The 18,216-nt window shown below is 34.7% G+C and carries 20 protein-coding genes; 16 read left to right on the top strand and 4 right to left on the bottom strand.

Features of this window, described 5'->3' with window-relative positions; genetic code table 11:
- The first annotated feature begins 20 nt into the window (after positions 1-20).
- From IGI43_RS07800 to IGI43_RS07745, 12 genes are all read left to right on the top strand, one after another.
- A complete protein-coding gene (locus tag IGI43_RS07800; RefSeq protein ID WP_438757245.1) occupies positions 21-677 on the top strand; it encodes a hypothetical protein in 657 nt (218 codons plus the stop codon).
- 24 nt (positions 678-701) lie between these two features.
- Positions 702-1,025, top strand: a complete 324-nt coding sequence (locus IGI43_RS07795; RefSeq protein WP_438757244.1) for a hypothetical protein — start codon at positions 702-704, stop codon at positions 1,023-1,025.
- A gap of 330 nt (positions 1,026-1,355) precedes the next feature.
- Positions 1,356-2,825, top strand: coding sequence for a glycoside hydrolase family 1 protein (locus IGI43_RS07790; RefSeq protein WP_438757243.1), 1,470 nt, complete (start codon positions 1,356-1,358; stop codon positions 2,823-2,825).
- A 182-nt stretch (positions 2,826-3,007) separates the two neighbouring features.
- Positions 3,008-3,319, top strand: coding sequence for a rhodanese-like domain-containing protein (locus IGI43_RS07785; protein WP_438757242.1), 312 nt, complete (start codon positions 3,008-3,010; stop codon positions 3,317-3,319).
- 151 nt (positions 3,320-3,470) lie between these two features.
- Positions 3,471-3,917, top strand: coding sequence for a CopY/TcrY family copper transport repressor (locus IGI43_RS07780; protein WP_438757241.1), 447 nt, complete (start codon positions 3,471-3,473; stop codon positions 3,915-3,917).
- Positions 3,918-3,954: 37 nt separating this feature from the next.
- Positions 3,955-4,155, top strand: coding sequence for a heavy-metal-associated domain-containing protein (locus tag IGI43_RS07775; RefSeq protein WP_438757240.1), 201 nt, complete (start codon positions 3,955-3,957; stop codon positions 4,153-4,155).
- Positions 4,156-4,354: 199 nt separating this feature from the next.
- A complete protein-coding gene (locus IGI43_RS07770) occupies positions 4,355-6,451 on the top strand; it encodes a BglG family transcription antiterminator (RefSeq protein WP_438757239.1) in 2,097 nt (698 codons plus the stop codon).
- A 24-nt stretch (positions 6,452-6,475) separates the two neighbouring features.
- Positions 6,476-6,781, top strand: a complete 306-nt coding sequence (locus IGI43_RS07765) for a PTS sugar transporter subunit IIB (RefSeq protein WP_438757238.1) — start codon at positions 6,476-6,478, stop codon at positions 6,779-6,781.
- Positions 6,782-6,807: 26 nt separating this feature from the next.
- Positions 6,808-8,097 carry a PTS sugar transporter subunit IIC gene (locus tag IGI43_RS07760; RefSeq protein ID WP_438757237.1) on the top strand — a complete coding sequence of 430 codons (1,290 nt, stop codon included), beginning with the start codon at positions 6,808-6,810 and terminating at the stop codon, positions 8,095-8,097.
- Positions 8,098-8,112: 15 nt separating this feature from the next.
- Positions 8,113-8,514 (top strand): tetratricopeptide repeat protein, encoded by a 402-nt coding sequence (locus IGI43_RS07755; protein WP_438757236.1) that lies wholly within the window; start codon positions 8,113-8,115, stop codon positions 8,512-8,514.
- A 24-nt stretch (positions 8,515-8,538) separates the two neighbouring features.
- Complete coding sequence (locus IGI43_RS07750; protein ID WP_438757235.1) at positions 8,539-9,402, top strand: class II fructose-bisphosphate aldolase; 864 nt, start codon at positions 8,539-8,541, stop codon at positions 9,400-9,402.
- 4 nt (positions 9,403-9,406) lie between these two features.
- On the top strand, positions 9,407-10,024 hold the full coding sequence (locus tag IGI43_RS07745) for an AAA family ATPase (RefSeq protein ID WP_438757234.1): 618 nt from the start codon (positions 9,407-9,409) through the stop codon (positions 10,022-10,024).
- A 77-nt stretch (positions 10,025-10,101) separates the two neighbouring features.
- Here IGI43_RS07745 and IGI43_RS07740 read toward each other — a convergent pair whose 3' ends face one another.
- The 3 genes from IGI43_RS07740 to IGI43_RS07730 form a co-directional block, all read right to left on the bottom strand.
- Entirely contained in the window at positions 10,102-10,581 is a 480-nt protein-coding gene (locus IGI43_RS07740) for a GNAT family N-acetyltransferase (protein WP_438757233.1), read from the bottom strand.
- A gap of 165 nt (positions 10,582-10,746) precedes the next feature.
- A complete protein-coding gene (locus tag IGI43_RS07735) occupies positions 10,747-12,129 on the bottom strand; it encodes a PH domain-containing protein (protein ID WP_438757232.1) in 1,383 nt (460 codons plus the stop codon).
- 14 nt (positions 12,130-12,143) lie between these two features.
- Positions 12,144-12,518, bottom strand: a complete 375-nt coding sequence (locus tag IGI43_RS07730) for a GntR family transcriptional regulator (RefSeq protein ID WP_438757231.1) — start codon at positions 12,516-12,518, stop codon at positions 12,144-12,146.
- A 144-nt stretch (positions 12,519-12,662) separates the two neighbouring features.
- On the opposite strand from IGI43_RS07730, the gene IGI43_RS07725 reads away from it, so the two are divergent.
- The 4 genes from IGI43_RS07725 to IGI43_RS07710 all read left to right on the top strand — a co-directional run bounded on the left by IGI43_RS07725 (position 12,663) and on the right by IGI43_RS07710 (position 17,204).
- Positions 12,663-13,991 carry an aminopeptidase C gene (locus IGI43_RS07725; protein ID WP_438757230.1) on the top strand — a complete coding sequence of 443 codons (1,329 nt, stop codon included), beginning with the start codon at positions 12,663-12,665 and terminating at the stop codon, positions 13,989-13,991.
- 1,064 nt (positions 13,992-15,055) lie between these two features.
- Positions 15,056-15,391 carry a DMT family transporter gene (locus IGI43_RS07720; RefSeq protein ID WP_438757229.1) on the top strand — a complete coding sequence of 112 codons (336 nt, stop codon included), beginning with the start codon at positions 15,056-15,058 and terminating at the stop codon, positions 15,389-15,391.
- Complete coding sequence (locus IGI43_RS07715) at positions 15,388-15,702, top strand: DMT family transporter (protein ID WP_438757228.1); 315 nt, start codon at positions 15,388-15,390, stop codon at positions 15,700-15,702. The genes IGI43_RS07720 and IGI43_RS07715 overlap by 4 nt, the downstream gene beginning before the upstream one ends.
- Before the next feature lie 254 nt (positions 15,703-15,956).
- Complete coding sequence (locus IGI43_RS07710; RefSeq protein WP_438755885.1) at positions 15,957-17,204, top strand: IS256 family transposase; 1,248 nt, start codon at positions 15,957-15,959, stop codon at positions 17,202-17,204.
- A 380-nt stretch (positions 17,205-17,584) separates the two neighbouring features.
- Here the strand turns inward: IGI43_RS07710 and IGI43_RS07705 are convergent, their stop codons facing one another.
- Positions 17,585-18,154 (bottom strand): recombinase family protein, encoded by a 570-nt coding sequence (locus tag IGI43_RS07705; RefSeq protein ID WP_438757227.1) that lies wholly within the window; start codon positions 18,152-18,154, stop codon positions 17,585-17,587.
- Positions 18,155-18,216: the final 62 nt, after the last annotated feature.

Raw genomic sequence — 18,216 nt, 5'->3', positions numbered from 1 at the left:
CACATAGAAGGAGAAACAACATGAAAAAAACAAATTTTTTACTTACTGCAATGATGCTAGGTATAAGTCTATCTGGTTTAACGCAATTCGCTTCTGCTGAAACAATCGACGGGGAAAACTCGGCAGATGTTATTATCAACGGAACGATCGGTAAATTAGATAATACAGATCCTGATACAAATATTCCAGAAGGTTCGGATGAATGGATCAATGTAACTGTTGATACAGCAACAGCATTCCATACAACCACAGCAAGTGCACACAAAAACATTGCGTCTGCTGACTATAGCATTGTGAATAATTCAGGTCGTGGTGTCGCTGTAACATTAAACAAAATGAATGGAACGCCTAAGTATGTGGATACTTTAACAATCAATGCAAAAGGAAACAATTTAGTTGCAACACCTGCTGCGACCAATTTAGTTGAAAGCAATGCACTAGTTGATTTAACAAATGCGCCAGTTTGGATGCGTTTAGCCAATAAAGATGGACGTTTGAACATTGATACTGATGCTGCTTCAGCATATGCTAATTCTGCAAAATTCAATTATACTGGTACAACAGTCGCTTCTTTACCAGCAGATGTTGCTCAAAATACGACTGCTGAAAACTATACATTGACATTGAAATTCACATCGATCCAAAAAGATGGTACAACAATTGGCGTAACACCATAATTTAATAAAAGGCTGTGATAAACAATGAAGCAATTAAGTTGTCACATCATCACATTGATTTTTTTGGTGAGTGCTATCGGTTTTTACCAAGATCATGCTTATGCAGCCACTAATGTAGAAATTCATGGGCAAATTGGCGGAAATGAGACCGATACACAACCATCAAAAGAACAAGAATTAAAACCAGATACAAAATTGGCACAACCAAAACAAAATCACATAGAACTAAAAAAGTTTCCGAATAATGGTAGTGAGATCGATAGGCTAGCGCCAATCGGAGGAATCATTCTACTGATTTATCTATTGCTTAATAGATGGAAAGCACATCATAATAAAAATTTAGGATAGAATAGTTATTCCCTAAAACATTCACTTAATAATAGGAGGTCGAGACAAAAGCATTTATTTTCGAAAAATATGCTTTTGTCTCGCCGTTTAGTTGAGCTTTTTTATACTTAGAAATATTGACAGCGTTTTCTTGTGTGCTATAATTATAGATAACGGAATGTAACTGATTTTCAGGCATAACCATAATAGAGTAAAGATGACGAATCCACTTGTCGTATTTGCTTTATTATGGTTTTAATCGTTTCAGGAAAAAATGAAGAGATCAAGTGCTAAGGATCTATTCATTCATAGGGCTAAACAACAGTAAAAAATAGTGAGGAGAAATGACCAATGAGCAAATCTGTATTTCCAGAAAATTTTTTATGGGGTGGCGCGACTGCTGCAAATCAATATGAAGGCGGCTATCTTTCTGGTGGCAAAGAACTAAGTACCCTTGATGCAATTACAGGGGGCAGTCATACAACGCCAAGAATGATTACTTACAAAACCAAAGAAGGTAAGATTGAAACCTCTTCTAGAGGAGAGGCTTTACCAGAAGGGGCAAAAGGATATGTCGATCCTAACCGATATTACCCAAGTCATGTAGCAACCGATTTTTACCATCACTATAAAGAAGATATTGCTTTATTTGCAGAAATGGGTTTTAAATGTTTTAGACTTTCAATTGCTTGGTCTAGAATTTGTCCAAAAGGAACAATGGAAATCAATGAAGAAGGCTTGGCTTTTTATGATAAAGTTTTTGATGAATTATTAAGTTACGGAATTGAACCGATCGTGACCATCAATCACTTTGACATTCCAATGTATTTAGCGGATGAATTAGATGGTTGGTCAAATCGAAAAGTAATTGATTATTTCTTGTTTTTCTGTGAAACACTATTTAAGCGTTACAAAGATAAAGTCAAATACTGGATGACGTTTAACGAAATCAATTTTTTACGTAGTTGGACACAAATCGGTATTCATCAAAATGATAAACAAGCGAAGTATCAAGCCGCGCATCATTTATTTGTTGCAAGTGCTAAGGCTGTAAAATTAGGCCATGAGATCGATCCTGATTTTAACATAGGAATGATGGTCGCATATATTCCAAGCTATCCAATGAGTTGTAATCCAGATGATGTGATGGAAGCGATTAAATTTAATCGGGAGCAAGAATTTTACATCGATGTACAAGTTAAAGGGCATTATCCAGCACACAAATTAAAAGAATTTGAACGAGAAAATATTAAGATCAAGAAAGAAGCAGGAGACGATGAAATCATCAAAGAAGGGACGGTTGACTATATTGGTTTTAGTTACTATATGTCGACTGTTTCAGCTTCGAATCCTGATGAAGTGAAATTTGTAGGCGGAAATCAAATGCCGGCAGTCAAAAATCCCTATTTAAAAGAATCAGATTGGGGCTGGGCTGTAGATCCTTTAGGTTTACGAATTTCTTTGTGTAAATTGTATGACCGTTACAATATTCCATTATTCGTTGTAGAAAATGGATTTGGTGCAGTAGACAAAATTGAAGCGGATGGTACGATCCAAGATGATTATCGCATTGATTATTTTAGTAAGCATATCTCTGCCATGCAAGATGCGATTGAATTAGATGGTGTTGACTTAATTGGCTATACACCATGGGGCTGTATTGATTTAGTAAGTGCTGGAACAGGGGAAATGAAAAAACGCTATGGTTTTATTTATGTTGATATGGATGATGAAGGAAATGGAACATTGGACCGTTCTAGAAAACAATCATTTTATTGGTATAAACAAATAATTGCTGCAAATGGGATGCAAAAAGAATAAAAATAGGCGGTTGAGGCAAATGTGAAAAACACTCTTGTCTCACCCTTTTTTTATAAATTTTCAAAAAAAGAGTGTAAAATGTTGTAGTAAAAATGAACAGTGTTATACTGCTAGTGAGACGAATTTTCTGATTTCAAAATGAGTCAGATGTTTGAAAAAGCTGCAGGAGGAATAGTAATAAGATGGAAAGAGTGTCGATAAAAGAATTAAAAAAATTAATAGAATTAACAGTCAATGAACCCGTTTCAATTATTGATGTTCGAGAAGTAGAGGAATTTGCAGCAGGTCATATCGCCAATGCAAAGAACTATCCATTATCCACATTACCAGAGGCTATGACAGAGATCGATCGTGATCAGCCGCATTATGTGATCTGTCAACATGGTGTACGCTCAGAGCATGCATGCTCTTTTCTTGAGAATTATGGATATAATGTAGTTTCAGTTTCACAAGGTATGTCTGTTTGGGACGGAAAAGAAAATAGTTATCAATAAAATTTAGTAGGAATAGCGGTTAGTGATAGAAAGATAGAGAAAATTTTCCCTTTGACAAATGTAAAAAAAGGAGTTATTATTAGTATAAATAACGACTACGAATGTAGTTCTTCTGGAAGTTATGATGAACGCATTAAAAAGGAGACTTTTTATGTCTGAAAAGAAAAAAATACTAACTATTACTGACGCAGAATGGGAAGTTATGCGTGTTGCCTGGGCAACTAAAGAAACAACAAGTAAAGAAGTGACAGATATTCTTAATGAGAAGACTGAGTGGAAAAGCACCACCGTCAAAACGTTACTCAGCCGCTTAGTCGATAAAGGCATGCTAGGAACAACACGAAAAGGCAACAAATTTATCTATTTTCCACTAGTCGAAGAACGCAAAAGTATTGAGGTACTTTCAAAAGAGATCTTGACCAAAGTTTGCAGTAAAAAAGTGGGGAATGTTCTTGAATCGATAATCAATGAGAGTCAACTGAGCTTTGAGGACATTGATGCATTAGAGTCACTATTAAAAGAAAAACGAAAATCAGCTGTAGAGAGTGTTCCCTGTAATTGTATCAAAGGACAATGTCAGTGTCATATCGCGCGTTAAACTAATAAAACTAAATCAACTAAGGAAGTGTTTACGTATGGAAAAAACAGTAACGATCAACGGTATGAAATGCGATGGTTGCGTAAATATCGTCAAGGAAAATGTTGAAAAAATTGCAGGCGTTCAAACGGTTAGTATAGACTTAGAGAACAAATCTGCTTTGATAAGAAGTAATAGAGAAATCTCAAATGATGAGCTGCAACATTCATTATCAGAAACAAAATTTACTGTTGCGTAAAAAAGAGCTGAAGAAGCGTTAAGTTCCTGGAAACAAGGAACTTAACGCTTCTTTTATTTTTTGTATACTGAATAATTAGCTACTTGATTTATCTGTAAAATGTTTACGCTTACATCTTTGCAGATAAATGTTGCAATAATCTCCACTAATCAAGGAATCATTTCAACGATATAATGAAATCAGACAAGGAGAGAAGCGAATGAAAGACCGAACAATGCAAATTTTGAAACGACTTATTTGGTCAGATTATCCTGTGACACTTGGAGAATTGAGCGAAGATTTTCAAATCAGTGATCGAACAATCAGATATGAAATGAAAGAGATCAATGAATTTTTGGTCAGTCGAAAATTACCAAAAATAAAAACGATCAGAAATAAAGGCATGCTTTTAACACTTGATCAAAATGAAAAAAATAAAGTAGAGCTCTCTATTGATGAGAAAGATGAATTCGATTACTTAAATCGAGAAGAACGGATTTTTGATTTGATTTTAGCTTTTTCTTTGTCTGAGCAGCCAGTGTTTTTGTATCAAAAAGAGACAGAGTATCAAATTTCAAAAAGTACGATGGACGAAGATATGCGCAGGGTTAGAACTATTCTTCTAAAGTACGGCATTGAAGTGTTGAGTATACCAAAACAAGGGATCATTTTAAAAGGATCCGAGCGGACAATTCGAACCATGATTTATGATGTAATCAACCAATCAATTGATAGCTTACGGTTTCTTGATGGAAATGAAGCAGGTCTGATTGTTTCAAAAAGACATTTCTTTCGTTACATTCCTAAGAAGATACTGAAAGAAATTGATTATGTGTACCGCCAAACGATCTCCTCACGAGAAGACATTTATCGAAATCAATTGGTCATGTTTACCGCTGTTTGGCTAAGTCGTTATCTAAAACAAGAATTGATTGCCAATTCTTCATGGGAAATTTCTGATACGGCTCAAAATAAATTGCGTTCTTTCGTCGATCAACTTTGTCGAACTCTTGCGGTCAGACCACCAGCATTTGAACTAAATTATATCACCTTTATGCTGGAAACATTTAATACAGGGAGTGTAAGTAACTCGGTCGAATGGGTGCAGGCACAATTGTTATCGATTCAATTAATTCAATTTGTGGAACAAACAACAAAAATCCCTTTTTCAAAAAAAGAAGAGTCGTTACACGAAGGGTTATATCGACATATGGCAGGTCTTATCAGTCGAGTAAAGAGCGAAATTCAAATTTTGAACCCATTAAAAGAAAATGTAAAACGTTATTATGGAATGATCTATTGTGCGATCGAAACATTTGCACCGACTATTGAGGCAGTTACTAAAAATAAACTTACGGAGGATGAAATGGCCTTTTTGACCATTCACTTTTCGACTTCTGTAAGTGCAATCAATCAAGAACTGAAATATATGTATAAGGCAGTTGTCGTTTGCAATCATGGAACAGCTACCGGGCGGTTATTGGCAGAACATTTAAAAGAGTTATTCAACATTGATGTGGTTGCTGTTTTAAGTACAGGGGAAATAGACGTAATCAAAAAATTAGATGTCGATTTGATTTTTTCTACACTTAATTTAGTCTATCTTGAAAAGCCTGTCTTAGTAGTAGATCCAATCATCAAAGTTGAAAGTCGTAAAAATATTCAAGCCTTTTTAGAACAAAATAAACAATTTAAGCGCTTAGTGAATAATCAAAGCGATGCTACTGAGTTTTTTTATACAGTCCTCGATTTGATCAAAGAAAGTGGTGGAAGCATTTCTAGAAGTGTGTATCAAAGCTTGGAAATGGCCTTTGGTAAGAATCATTTAAAGATAAATAAAAGGGAGTTGCAGCCGATGCTAAAGGATGTCTTAAAGAAGAGCGATATCTTGTTATTAGAAAAATGTCCAAATTGGGAGAGTGCGATTCAACGAGTCGCCTGTCCATTATTAAAAGAAAACTGTATCGAAGAATCCTATGTAAATGCGATGATCGACTCTGTTAAAGAGTTTGGGCCATATATTGTGATGGGCAAGCACTTAGCGTTGGCTCATGCAAGACCTGAAGATGGTGTGAATAACTTAGGCATCAGTGTCGCAACGTTAGCACAACCAGTTGTCTTTGGCAATGAAGAAAATGATCCGGTAAAAATTATTTTTTGTTTGGCAGCAGTAGATTCGTTTTCCCACTTGAATATCATGAAAAGTTTGATTGATTTGATCAATGATGAAGCAAAAATAAATCGTTTAACGAACTGTACGAATATATCTGAATTTGAAAAGATTTTATACGATGAAGAGTCAAAAGAAACAAAATAATAAAAACGACAGGAGCGAAACAGTATGAACAAACTAACTATTTTATTTGTTTGTGGCGCAGGATTAGGGAGTAGTTTTGCAGCACAAATGGCGGCAGAAGATGTATTGAATCAAAAAGGGGTAGAAGCAAAATTAGAACATACAGATATCTCATCGGCTGTTTCCATGAATCCGGATATCATTATTACAGCTCAAAATTTCCAAACACAATTTGAGAAATTTAGTATAGATGAAGAAAAAACAGCAATGATCTATCTGAAAAATATTGTTTCTAAAACGGAAATAGATGAAAAAATCACACCAGTGTTACAAGCAAAAGGCATCATTTAGCAAAAAATAGAATGGAGGAGCTTTTCATGGGGGTAATTAATTTTATCATTGAAAATATTTTGACTCAGGCATCGATCACGATCAGCTTGATTGCGATGTTAGGATTGATTCTGCAAAAAAAATCGATTGGACAGGTCTTATCTGGATCATTAAAGACGTTGTTAGGATTTCAAGTACTAAGTGCGGGTTCTAGTATTATTGTTGGAAGTTTGACTTATTTCGGGGAGATTTTTACTGAAGGTTTTCATATGCAAGGAATCATTCCTTCCATTGAGGCAATCAATGGTCAGGCAATGAATGAGCTTGGATTAGGGCGTGATATAGCTTTAACGTTTTTGGCAATCTTTATTTTTAATATTCTAATTGCTCGTTTTACAAAATGGAAATATATTTTCTTAACAGGTCAAGCTATTTTATGGATGGCGACGATGACAACCGTTTTTGGCTATTTTGCTGGACTTCGCGGAATCGTGTTGATTGTTGTCGGTGGATTTATCGGAGGGGTCTTTGCTGTAGCAATGCCGGCGATCGCACAGCCGTTTATCAGAAAAATAACGGGATCAAATGATATCGCTTTAGGTCATTTTTGTACGTTAGGGTATTTATTTGAAGCAGGTGTTGCTTGGCTTTTTGGTGAACGAGGCGAAAATAAAAAATCTGTGGAAGATCTTAAATTACCGAAATCTTTTGAATTTCTTCAAGATACCTATTTATCTGTGATGGTCGTAATGGTCCCTTTATACATTGTAACAGTATTATTTGCAGGAGAAGAATTTGGCTCAACCTTATCGGGGAATCAAAATTATGTAATGTTTGCCTTTTTACAAGCGATTCAGTTTGTTGTCGGCGTGTATGTTTTGTTAGCTGGAGTACGCTTGTTACTTGGAGAGATCGTTCCAGCCTTTAGAGGGATCGCAATGAAACTAGTACCAAATGCTATTCCAGCGTTAGATTGTCCTGTATTTTTTCCGTACAGTCCCAATGCAGTGATCTTAGGTTTTATCACAACAACGATTGGCGCTGTTTTAGCCATGTTCATTTTGCCGACATTTGGTTTAGCGATGATTTTGCCAGGGATGCTGACTAATTTCTTTGCAGGAGGGACAGCTGGTATTTTTGGAAATGCAGTCGGTGGTAGACGTGGTGCAATCATCGGTGGGGTCGCCCATGGCTTTTTCATTACATTGTTGCCAGCACTATTAGTGACGATATTTAACAGCATGGGATTTATCAATGCCACAGCAACCGATGTGGATACTGTTGCAGCAGCTTTATTATATGCTTGGATCATTAGTCCGATCATGAAAGCTTTCTAGAAAAGGAGTGAAAATATGTTTGATTTTCTAAAAAAGAAAAAAACAAGTGTCAGAAAAACAGATCTTGAAGAACAGCTGACGGAACAGCAAAAAAATGACATCCGTCAAAAAATTGATCAAATGACAGTAGCAATCAATGGACCAGAGTTACCAGAGGCATTACTAGCTGAAAAATACGAAGAAATGGGCTTATTATTAGTTCAACTAAATGAAATTGATCAAGCAATCGCTTCGTTAGAAAAAAGTCAGTCTTTTAAAAATAGTATTGGCTCAGGTTATAAAAAATTAATGAGCTTGTACAACCAAAAACGGGCAGAGGCTGCAAAAAATGGGGATAATGCTGGAATTGATCAATGGATGAATAAGATGGATGATATGAGACAAATTGCTAAAAAAGTTACGATCAGCGGTCAGTAAAATTGATAGATAGGGGAGAACAAAATGTATACAACATTGAAAGAAGTCACAAAAATAGCGGAAGAACTGAATTTTACGGTGGGGGCTTTTAATGCTCACAATTTAGAAATGCTACCAGAAATGATTCGAGCAGCTAAAGAAATGGGGGCGCCGATCATTATCCAAACGAGTGTAGATACAGCCAAATATATTGGGTATGATGTCTTGGTTTCTGTCGTCAAAACCATGGCTGAAAAAGAAATAGTGGATGCTGTACTTCATTTAGATCATGCAAGAAATTTTGACGATATTAAAGATGCGATCGACCTTGGATACACTTCGGTCATGTATGACGGTTCTCATTTGCCATTTAAAGAAAATATTTTAAAAACAAAAGCAGTCGTTGAATATGCTCATCAAAAAGGAGTATCAGTTGAAGGTGAATTAGGAACAATTGGAGGGACTGAAGAGGGGATTCATGTAGCAGAAGATGACAAAGTCTATACAAAACCAGAAGATGCACTTGCTTTTGTAGAAGCGACAGGAATTGATGCTTTGGCTATTGCGATTGGAACGAATCACGGTCAATTTAAATCCAAAACAGAAGTCAATTTACCATTATTAAAAGAAATCCATGCCACAGTTGATATTCCCCTTGTGATCCATGGAGGAACAGGCGTCAAAGAAGAGGACTACCCAGAACTTATCAACAATGGTATTCGTAAGTTCAACGTTGGTACAGAGCTTTTAGTTCAGTGGACTAAAACTGCCAAGAACTCATTTGAAGAGACTGCTGTCAATAAATCATTACGTTACAATGTCATGCCAGCCAATGAAGTATGTCATGATATTGTCAAACATAAAATAGGCTTATTTATGAATCTAGAAAGTCCCGTCCGTTTAGGGTAGTCAGATGAAAAAATTTTTGATTTTACTTGCAGGCAGCCCAGCAACAGGAAAAACGTATTTGATTCAGAAAATCCGTGAACAAATTCCGACTCTATTTCTGGTCACACCAGATGAAGGCAAGGAATTATTTGCTGATTCAGTCGGTTTTGATACGCTTGTTGAAAAAGAGCAGTTAGAAAAGAAGGTTTGGCAGTTTTATTATGGCGTTTTGACATTGTATATGGATGCTGGAAAACAGGTGATCATATCAGAGTATCCATTCAGTGATAAACAAAAAAATAAATTAGCACAATTAGCTGATACGTATAAATATGAAATAATCACGATACGATTGGTTGCAGATTTCGAAGTGTTATGGGAAAGAAGAAAAGTGCGGGATATAGAACCAGATCGGCACCTTAGTCACATAATGACACATTATCATTTTTCTGATCGATTAGATGACCGCAGTAAAGCAGATGATCTCATTACCAAAGACACATTCAAGAAAATAATTCAAACAAGAAAATATGATCAATTTGAATTAGGAGAAATTCATGAATTTGATGTGACAGATTTTGAAAAAGTCGAGTACAGTGGATTGATCCAATACTTGAAAAATAAGATCGAGAATGAGTATTGAATAAATAAAATCAAAAACAGAGACCTCAGTGAAAAAATCAGTAGAAGTCTCTGTTTTTGATTGGTAATATAAATGATTTATTTGTTATCTTTTCGACAAACCATCAAATAATTCATCAGCATGACACCATTACGATAACGGACTTTTTGTTGTACTAACTCAAATCCAAGGGATTCAAAAAATGGTTTAGCTGTAATCGATGAATATACAGTAATTTCTTTTACACCAGCTTTAAAGGCATGGTCCATTAAATCTGTGGCAATCATTTTTCCGATACCATAGCCGATCCATTTTTTATCTACATACAGGTAATCAAGCTCACCCGTATCTGTAATATTACCAAAGCCAATGACTTCCATTCTATTTAAAGCAACTCTTGCGTAACTAGAAGAAAGGTTTCTATGCCATTTGACATAATCAGGTTCAGGCTGAATCCATTGTTCAATTTGTTGTTGCGTATAATCTTTTTTATTGATTGCTTGAACCGTACCATTAAATATGGTAAGTATGTTTTCTAAATCAGATTGTTGATAATCTCTCAAACTGAATCCATTCATTTGTTGTTCACTCCTATTCACTATGTTTAGTTTAATCACATAATAGAAATATGTCAAAGCATAATTTACAAGATCATGCATTTTTTAGCAAAATAATTACTTTATCAGACATGGAAGTATAACAATTCTTAATAAGCAAGTAATGAAAGGAGAGGTCATTGTTTTTTATTGCTCTCTAATTGTTTGGATATTCTGATAGTCTTTTTTCGTCAATTTACTGTCTTTATTTGTATAATAGTAAACTTTATCTTTTGTTTTTATTTCTAAAATTGGTTTTTTATCGGTTAAAACAAGTAAATAAGCAGGTTTATTATCAACCTGAAATTCGCCAGTTAAATAATTTTCAGTAGCAGTACCATAAATACGGATTCTATCTTTAGGGAGACGATCGATCAGTTCGACAGATTCAATATCTTTCCAATCGATTTTTCTTGATTGACTTAATGGCGCGGATAAAGAAATGCCATTATGCGTAGTCGTTAATTCGAACGGATTAGCAGAGAAATCACTGAGCAACATCGGAATACTTGCTGCAATTAAAGCAAGCAAAACAAAGATACCAGTCACGCTCATAACTAGTTTTCCACCAAGTGTACCTAAGTTCATTGAGATATTCATTCCCACACGATCAGGCACGATGACTCTCTTATCATTTGGATTGATATAGATGCCGTACTTCCAATATTGATCTTCGTCACTATAGCGATATTCTTTGGCCTGAGCAATCAATTGATCTTGTTTCGTTCTGGCTGAAAATAAATAGTAAAAAGTGAATACTACAAAGACGAGAATCAAAAACGCATAACCGATTAAAAAGAGCATCATTTGTTCAAAAGGCACCATAACCGAACAAGCGGACATAAAGGCTAAAGGACTCAATACTAATGCTGAAACAGCCATTAAAACAGACCAATGATGACGCATTTGGTCATTGACTTGCTGATTGATCTTTTCGTCGCTTGTCAACGGTTTTACTGGGAAACGTGCAATAAAATAATAGAAAAGTAAAAACATACTTGCCACAAGAAGAGAAATAAGACAAATAATCCAGTTTCCATTAGATAAACCAATTGTTTTAAACGTATACACACAACCTGAAAGTGTGATCAATATACTTGGTAAAAACCACCAAACGGAAATTAATTTACGATTTTTATTTGCCACTAATTTTGTATCAACTAAAATTGGGCTAGTAGATAAAATCCAATTATTTTGGACTTTAACAGTTGTCATTTTCCGAATATAGACAACCTGTAAGTAAAAAGAAGTCCCAATAAAGCCGATCGTCATGACTAGAAAATAGAGTAAAGTCAAAGAATCATAAGGAATGATTATGATAGGAAGGGCTAAAATAGAGAATAGAAATGCCCACTGTACTAATCTTTTTTTGTACGTCTTAGTAACGAATAAAACTTGTTCGTCTTTAAGTTTATTTTTTGGCAAAGTCGTTTCTAAAATAATATTTTTATGCGGATTTGCAGGAATTCTTCCGGCAAAAGCCATTATAAAGTTGACACCAACAAGTAATAAATAAAGAAAAAAATTCATTTTCAACACACCTTTTACTGTTCAAATTTTTGGTAGATCAGTTTAACTTCTTTTTGAATCATATTTTCTGAAAGTTGATGGATAGAAGCCTCGGCTAATAACAGTTCTAACTCCTTTAAAAAACGTTCCTGAAAAGAAAGACTCAGCGCTTGTTTCTCAGCAACCTTTGTTCCATTTCGGCGATCGGTTAGAATGTAACCATCATTTTTCAATAATGTGTAAGCCTTTGAAACGGTCATCATATTTACGCCAATTTCATCTGCCATTTGTCGAACGGAAGGAAGACTCTCACCAGGTTTCAGTTTCTTTGTAGCGATTCCTAAAATAAGTTGATTACAAATCTGTTGATAAATTGGCATTTGACTTTGAGTATTTATTTCCAATAACATGTGTTCACCTCTTTTTGTTCTTTGTATTACATATAATAATACAGGTGATGCAAAAAAGCAATTTTATTTTAATAAAAACTTGAGAGATTGAAAATTCAGGCATATAATGGGAAGAGAAAACTATCAGTGAAAGGATGAATCAATATGTCAGTAATCGAACCTGCAGTAACACAAAAATTTCACAACACATTTGTGGAAAATAACAAACAAAATGCTTTACAGCGTGGAGTTGTCAAAAATGGGATTACAGCTTCGGCCCAAAATCAAAGTGCTGAAGTAAATAATGTTCCAGTATTTTCAGTGGATATTGCAACTGGAAAAGTAGCTAATCAAAAACAAAGTGGACGTTGCTGGATGTTTGCAGCATTGAATACATTTAGACACAAAATGATCAATAGCTTTAATTTAAAAGATTTTGAACTTTCTCAAAACTATACATTTTTCTGGGATAAATTTGAAAAATCGAATTATTTCTATGAAAATATCATTGCGACTGCTGATCAAGAATTAGACAGCCGAAAAGTTGCTTTTTTATTGGCAACACCACAACAAGATGGTGGACAATGGGATATGATCGTTTCCCTGTTCCAAAAATATGGGGTCGTGCCTAAAACGGCTATGCCTGAAAGTAGTAATAGCTCAAATTCGCGAGACTTAAATACTTATTTAAATAAAAAACTAAGAAAAGATGCAACGATTTTACGTGAATTGATTGCTAGTGGTAAAACAGCGAATGATATCCAATCAGCCAAAGAAACGATGCTCGGAGAAGTCTATAATTTTTTAGCGATTTCATTAGGAACACCGCCGGAAAAAATTGATTTTGAATACCGTGACGAAGAAAAAAACTATCACTTGGATCGAGGCTTAACACCACAATCATTTTATGAAAAATATGTTGGCGTGAATCTAGATGAGTATGTAAGTGTGATCAATGCACCAACGGCGGATAAACCTTACAATCAAACCTATACTGTAGAAATGCTAGGAAATGTTGTAGGCGGCAAAGAAGTAAAATATATCAATTTGGATATGACGACATTCAAAAAATTAGCTATAGCTCAATTAGAACAAGGAGAATCTGTTTGGTTTGGTTGTGATGTGGGGCAATCTTCTACAAGAGATAGTGGGATCATGTCGTTAGATGCTTATGATATGAATGATTTATTCGATATTGATTTTACAATGACCAAAGCCCAACGATTAGATTTCGGTGAAAGCCTAATGACGCATGCGATGGTCTTAACTGGAGTGGATATGATCGATGGTGCTTCTACTAAATGGAAAGTAGAAAATAGCTGGGGTGAAAAAGTCGGCGATAAAGGATTCTTTGTGATGAGTGATGCTTGGATGGATGAATATACGTATCAAATCGTTGTCCGTAAAGATCTTTTGTCGAAAGAATTACAAGAAGTATGGAAACAAGAACCCACTGTTTTAGCACCTTGGGATCCAATGGGCGCTTTGGCGTAGTCATGAACCACGACTATTCATAAGTGCAAAAAAATCCTATTTTTTCAGTTCTGTATTTTTTGATGTTGGTGAGAAATCACCGGCATCTTTTTTGTAAAAAATTACTAAAAGACATTCTGTTTTTCTTAGAATTAAATCGACTAAAACCTAATAAAAGAAGAAAGTAAGATGCTTTATAAAAAATATAATCAATTGAATTTTAGACTTATAAACTTAATTATCACTTTGAAAGCTTCGTAATGTCTATAATTTTAAATGTAAAATTTCTTTATACTTACTCATTTTTTCAGAAAAATAAAAAAGAGCATAGAAATTTTTTTTCTGCGCTCTTTTTAGGATTATTCAATTTAATTCATTTGGATTTCTTCACCACCGTTAGTTGATAAATAATCTCTTTTAACAATGAGACGAGCTTTTTTATTACGCCAAGTATGTGAAGATTTTCAAAAAGATTTTAGTGTGTTATAATTTGTGTGGACAAAAGAAAGACGTTGATATTACTACCGCCTAAAGTAAGTAATATCAACGTTGACCGATTCACTAGGAATCTTTTTTTGATAATATCAGTGTATCATATGTTGAATGTATTTACAAAATCATGGAGTAAAAATTTCAGAATTATTTAAATAAATTGCGCTCTTCTTTTAAAATAACATGATTATTAAAGAAGAACCAGAATAAATAGCAATAAAAATGATTGGATTGATAGACATTATATTTGCTATTGTAGCATAAAAAGTACTTTTGATAATTTTTTGAATTTATTAAATTTTTATTCAATAAATACCATAAAAAATAGCTATTGCCAATTCTGTTTTTATAGAGTAGAATGATAAATAGTTTCAAAAGATTGAAATAATTAATTAAATCAAAATAACTTTTGATAAATAGCGCCGGCTGTTTATCAGTAAAAGTGTGAATCGACAATTCTTAGGCCATAGATAGAATTGTTGATTGACGCTTTTTTATTTGTTGTTTTGAAACTTGTTGAAAAGTACAAGGTGAAATAATGCTACCTAGCTTCATGGGCGAGAGTAAAAAAAGATAAAATTAGGAGGTTTTTTATGAACAAGGATTGGTTTAAATTAATGATTGGAGCATTTTTTGAAGTATTATGGGTGATTGGGTTGAAGCATAGTAATACATGGTGGGAAATGTTATTGACTTTTATTTTTATTTGCATTAGTTTTTACGCATTGATAAAAGCAGGAGAAACTTTACCAGTTGGAACAGCTTATGCGGTATTTGTTGGGCTAGGAACAGCAGGTACAGTGATTACAGGTATATTATTTTTTGGTGAAGAATTTAAGCTAGCTAAAATTCTACTGATCGGAGTGTTACTAACTGGCGTTATGGGATTGAAATTTGTAACAGGTGAGAAAGGAGCGGGTCAAAAATGAGTTGGGTCCTTTTAATTGTTGCTGGAATGTTTGAAATGCTAGGTGTTGGAACTATCAATCGCTTTAACCAAAACAAAGATAAAAATGCATTACTTTTATTGTTTCTGACTTTTGGCAGTAGTTTCCTTTTTCTTTATTTGGCAATGAGGGAGTTGCCGATGGGCATTTCTTATGCGATTTGGACAGGAATTGGCGCAGCAGGAGGAGCTATTTTAGGGATGGTTTTTTATGGTGAGTCCAAGGATTGGCGTAGAATTGTGTTTATCGGGATCATTTTAGTATCCGTTATGGGGTTAAAATTGATTGAATGATTTAGGTAAATTGGAGATCTCGAGGCACAGGTATCATAAAGAACAAAAGAAAAAATTTAAACAAAAATCTATCAATTCCCGCAAACTGCTTGTATTAGGAATTGAACGATCTGTTTCTTTGTCTTGATTGAATAGGCTAAATGAGAGTGTAAAATAAACTGTGTAAGTAGCTAATTCTAGATAAGTTACTTATACAGTTTTTCTTTTCGTGTAAAGAAAATTCAGATAAAATAAAAATGAAAGGATGCGAGAATATGGCAAGACAGAAAAGAGATTCTAAAACCGTCGAACTAGCGAAAACTATTCTAGAAAACTACAACCCTGAAAATGTCGATGACATGCAAGAAGCGCTAAAAGATATTTTTGGTCCCTTATTTGAACAAATGCTTCAAGGCGAAATGACCCATCATTTAGGCTACGATATTCACTCAAAACAGGAGAAAGAAACGAACAATCGAAGAAATGGATTCGGCTCTAAGAAAGTAAAAACAAGCTTTGGAGAAGTCCCTATTGATGTACCTAGAGACAGAGAAGCCACGTTTGAACCAGAACTTATTAAGAAACGTGAACGGGATGTTTCAGCTATCGAATCAAAGGTTTTGTCCATGTATGCCAGAGGCATGTCTCAAAGAGACATCGCTCATACCATTGATGATATTTATGGGTTCTCCATTTCTCACGAAATGATTTCTACAATCACCGATTCTGTTCTTCCAGAACTGGAGGAATGGCAAAATCGCCCTTTGGCGAAGTGTTATGCCTTTGTTTTTGTGGATTGTATGTATGTGACGTTAAGAGAAAATTATGAAGTCAAAGAATACGCTGTTTATACAATTCTTGGCTATGATTTAAAAGGAAAAAAAGATATTTTAGGGTTGTGGTTGAATGAAACCGAGAGTAAAAACCGCTGGATGCAGATTTTTGATGAATTGAAATCTCGCGGTGTACAGGACATTTTCTTTATGTCTATGGATGGTGTTTCTGGTCTTGAAGATGGAGCAAAATCTATTTTTCCAAAGGTGATCGTTCAACGCTGTATCGTCCATTTAGTGCGTAATGCGCTTCGGTATGTTCCTTATAAAGACTACAAGGAATTTTCTCGGGAAATGAAAAAGTTTTATGGTGCTCCTTCGTTAAAAGCTTGTCAGAGTGCTTTTGATGCCTTTCAAAAACGGTGGTCACACTACTCAGGTGCTGTAGAGGTTTGGAAACGTAATTTTTCTCATGTGGAACAACTTTATGATTATGGTAGCGCAGTGCGTAAAATTATGTATACAACAAATGCCATTGAAAGTATTCATTCTAGCTTTAGAAAAGTAACTAAAAAAGGCGCATTTCCAAATGAAACCGCCCTTTTAAAGCTTCTTTATCTACGAGTAAAAGAATTAGAAAAGAAATGGAAAGCTGGTTTTATTCCCAATTGGCCAATGGTCTTAAATCAATTAATGGCGAATGAACAGTTTTCTGAGCGCATCAACACTTATAGCTTATATATTTCCTAGTCACTGTTGCATCAAAAAAGAACATCAAATTTTCCTTTTTTGGTAAGGTTTCTTTCTTATACCCTTTTAACCGAAGGTTATTTAGGAATGGTTTAATGTTCTTTTTCGTTCTTAAATTTGTCAGTTACACACTTTAGTTGACAAACCCGGCTAAATAATAAACATGATTCTCCTACTTATCTAAAAAATAGAAGACTGAAAATCTTTTTTTATAATTTTCGGTCTTCTATTTTATGGTTTTGGAGACTTAAACTCCAAGTTTTTTTCCTTTTGTAGTATGTATGACCTATATTAAATAAGTTAGATAGATGCTGTACATTCATAAGATTAATTGATTGTTCTTAGTTTTTCCTTGCATTTTTATGTGCAGATCCTGTGTGTTAGTTTACTTTTCTGATTTTATTTTGCTTTTTGATATGGTTATACACTGTGGGGACTGAGACATTACATTTCTTCGCAATTTCAGGAACAGATAAATCTGAATTAGTATACAGGTTTAAGGCTTCGTTTACCTCTTTTGTTCGTGGTGGACGTCCCAGCTGCTTACCGTTTTCTCTGGCTGCATCAAGACCAGCCATAACCCTTTCGCGAATCAATTCCGCTTCCATTTCGGCAAAGGCACCCATAACGGTGAAAAAAAAGCGTCCCATTGCAGTTGTTGTATCAATATTGTTTTGAATACTGACAAAGTGAATATTTCTCCGATCAAATTCTTCTAATAAACTCAGGAGTTGCTTCGTTCCTCTAGCTAACCGATCAAGCTTGAATATAACCAGTGTATCACCTGATTTTAAGCAAGACAATACTTTGTTTAGCTCGCTTCTGGATGTCTTTCGACCACTTTCACGTTCTTTGTAAATGAAATCTACGCCATATCGTTCAAGCGCTTTTTGTTGAGAATCAAATTTTTGCTGATGCGTACTGACACGCATATAGCCGATCACTGCCATTGATAAACACCTCTAAATGATTGATGGTTGGATTGTTGTGTTGCTAGTGAAACGTATAAAGT

The organism is Enterococcus sp. AZ126 (assembly GCF_051714545.1).
Classification (GTDB): domain Bacteria; phylum Bacillota; class Bacilli; order Lactobacillales; family Enterococcaceae; genus Enterococcus_L.
Note: the sequence above shows the minus strand (reverse complement) of the source record. Positions and strands in the feature narration are given on the sequence as shown.

Coding starts and splice junctions, on each gene's coding strand:
- IGI43_RS07800 (WP_438757245.1), top strand. CDS start 21: ATGAAAAAAACAAATTTTTTACTTACTGCAATGATGCTAGGTATAAGT.
- IGI43_RS07795 (WP_438757244.1), top strand. CDS start 702: ATGAAGCAATTAAGTTGTCACATCATCACATTGATTTTTTTGGTGAGT.
- IGI43_RS07790 (WP_438757243.1), top strand. CDS start 1,356: ATGAGCAAATCTGTATTTCCAGAAAATTTTTTATGGGGTGGCGCGACT.
- IGI43_RS07785 (WP_438757242.1), top strand. CDS start 3,008: ATGGAAAGAGTGTCGATAAAAGAATTAAAAAAATTAATAGAATTAACA.
- IGI43_RS07780 (WP_438757241.1), top strand. CDS start 3,471: ATGTCTGAAAAGAAAAAAATACTAACTATTACTGACGCAGAATGGGAA.
- IGI43_RS07775 (WP_438757240.1), top strand. CDS start 3,955: ATGGAAAAAACAGTAACGATCAACGGTATGAAATGCGATGGTTGCGTA.
- IGI43_RS07770 (WP_438757239.1), top strand. CDS start 4,355: ATGAAAGACCGAACAATGCAAATTTTGAAACGACTTATTTGGTCAGAT.
- IGI43_RS07765 (WP_438757238.1), top strand. CDS start 6,476: ATGAACAAACTAACTATTTTATTTGTTTGTGGCGCAGGATTAGGGAGT.
- IGI43_RS07760 (WP_438757237.1), top strand. CDS start 6,808: ATGGGGGTAATTAATTTTATCATTGAAAATATTTTGACTCAGGCATCG.
- IGI43_RS07755 (WP_438757236.1), top strand. CDS start 8,113: ATGTTTGATTTTCTAAAAAAGAAAAAAACAAGTGTCAGAAAAACAGAT.
- IGI43_RS07750 (WP_438757235.1), top strand. CDS start 8,539: ATGTATACAACATTGAAAGAAGTCACAAAAATAGCGGAAGAACTGAAT.
- IGI43_RS07745 (WP_438757234.1), top strand. CDS start 9,407: ATGAAAAAATTTTTGATTTTACTTGCAGGCAGCCCAGCAACAGGAAAA.
- IGI43_RS07740 (WP_438757233.1), bottom strand. CDS start 10,581: ATGAATGGATTCAGTTTGAGAGATTATCAACAATCTGATTTAGAAAAC.
- IGI43_RS07735 (WP_438757232.1), bottom strand. CDS start 12,129: ATGAATTTTTTTCTTTATTTATTACTTGTTGGTGTCAACTTTATAATG.
- IGI43_RS07730 (WP_438757231.1), bottom strand. CDS start 12,518: ATGTTATTGGAAATAAATACTCAAAGTCAAATGCCAATTTATCAACAG.
- IGI43_RS07725 (WP_438757230.1), top strand. CDS start 12,663: ATGTCAGTAATCGAACCTGCAGTAACACAAAAATTTCACAACACATTT.
- IGI43_RS07720 (WP_438757229.1), top strand. CDS start 15,056: ATGAACAAGGATTGGTTTAAATTAATGATTGGAGCATTTTTTGAAGTA.
- IGI43_RS07715 (WP_438757228.1), top strand. CDS start 15,388: ATGAGTTGGGTCCTTTTAATTGTTGCTGGAATGTTTGAAATGCTAGGT.
- IGI43_RS07710 (WP_438755885.1), top strand. CDS start 15,957: ATGGCAAGACAGAAAAGAGATTCTAAAACCGTCGAACTAGCGAAAACT.
- IGI43_RS07705 (WP_438757227.1), bottom strand. CDS start 18,154: ATGGCAGTGATCGGCTATATGCGTGTCAGTACGCATCAGCAAAAATTT.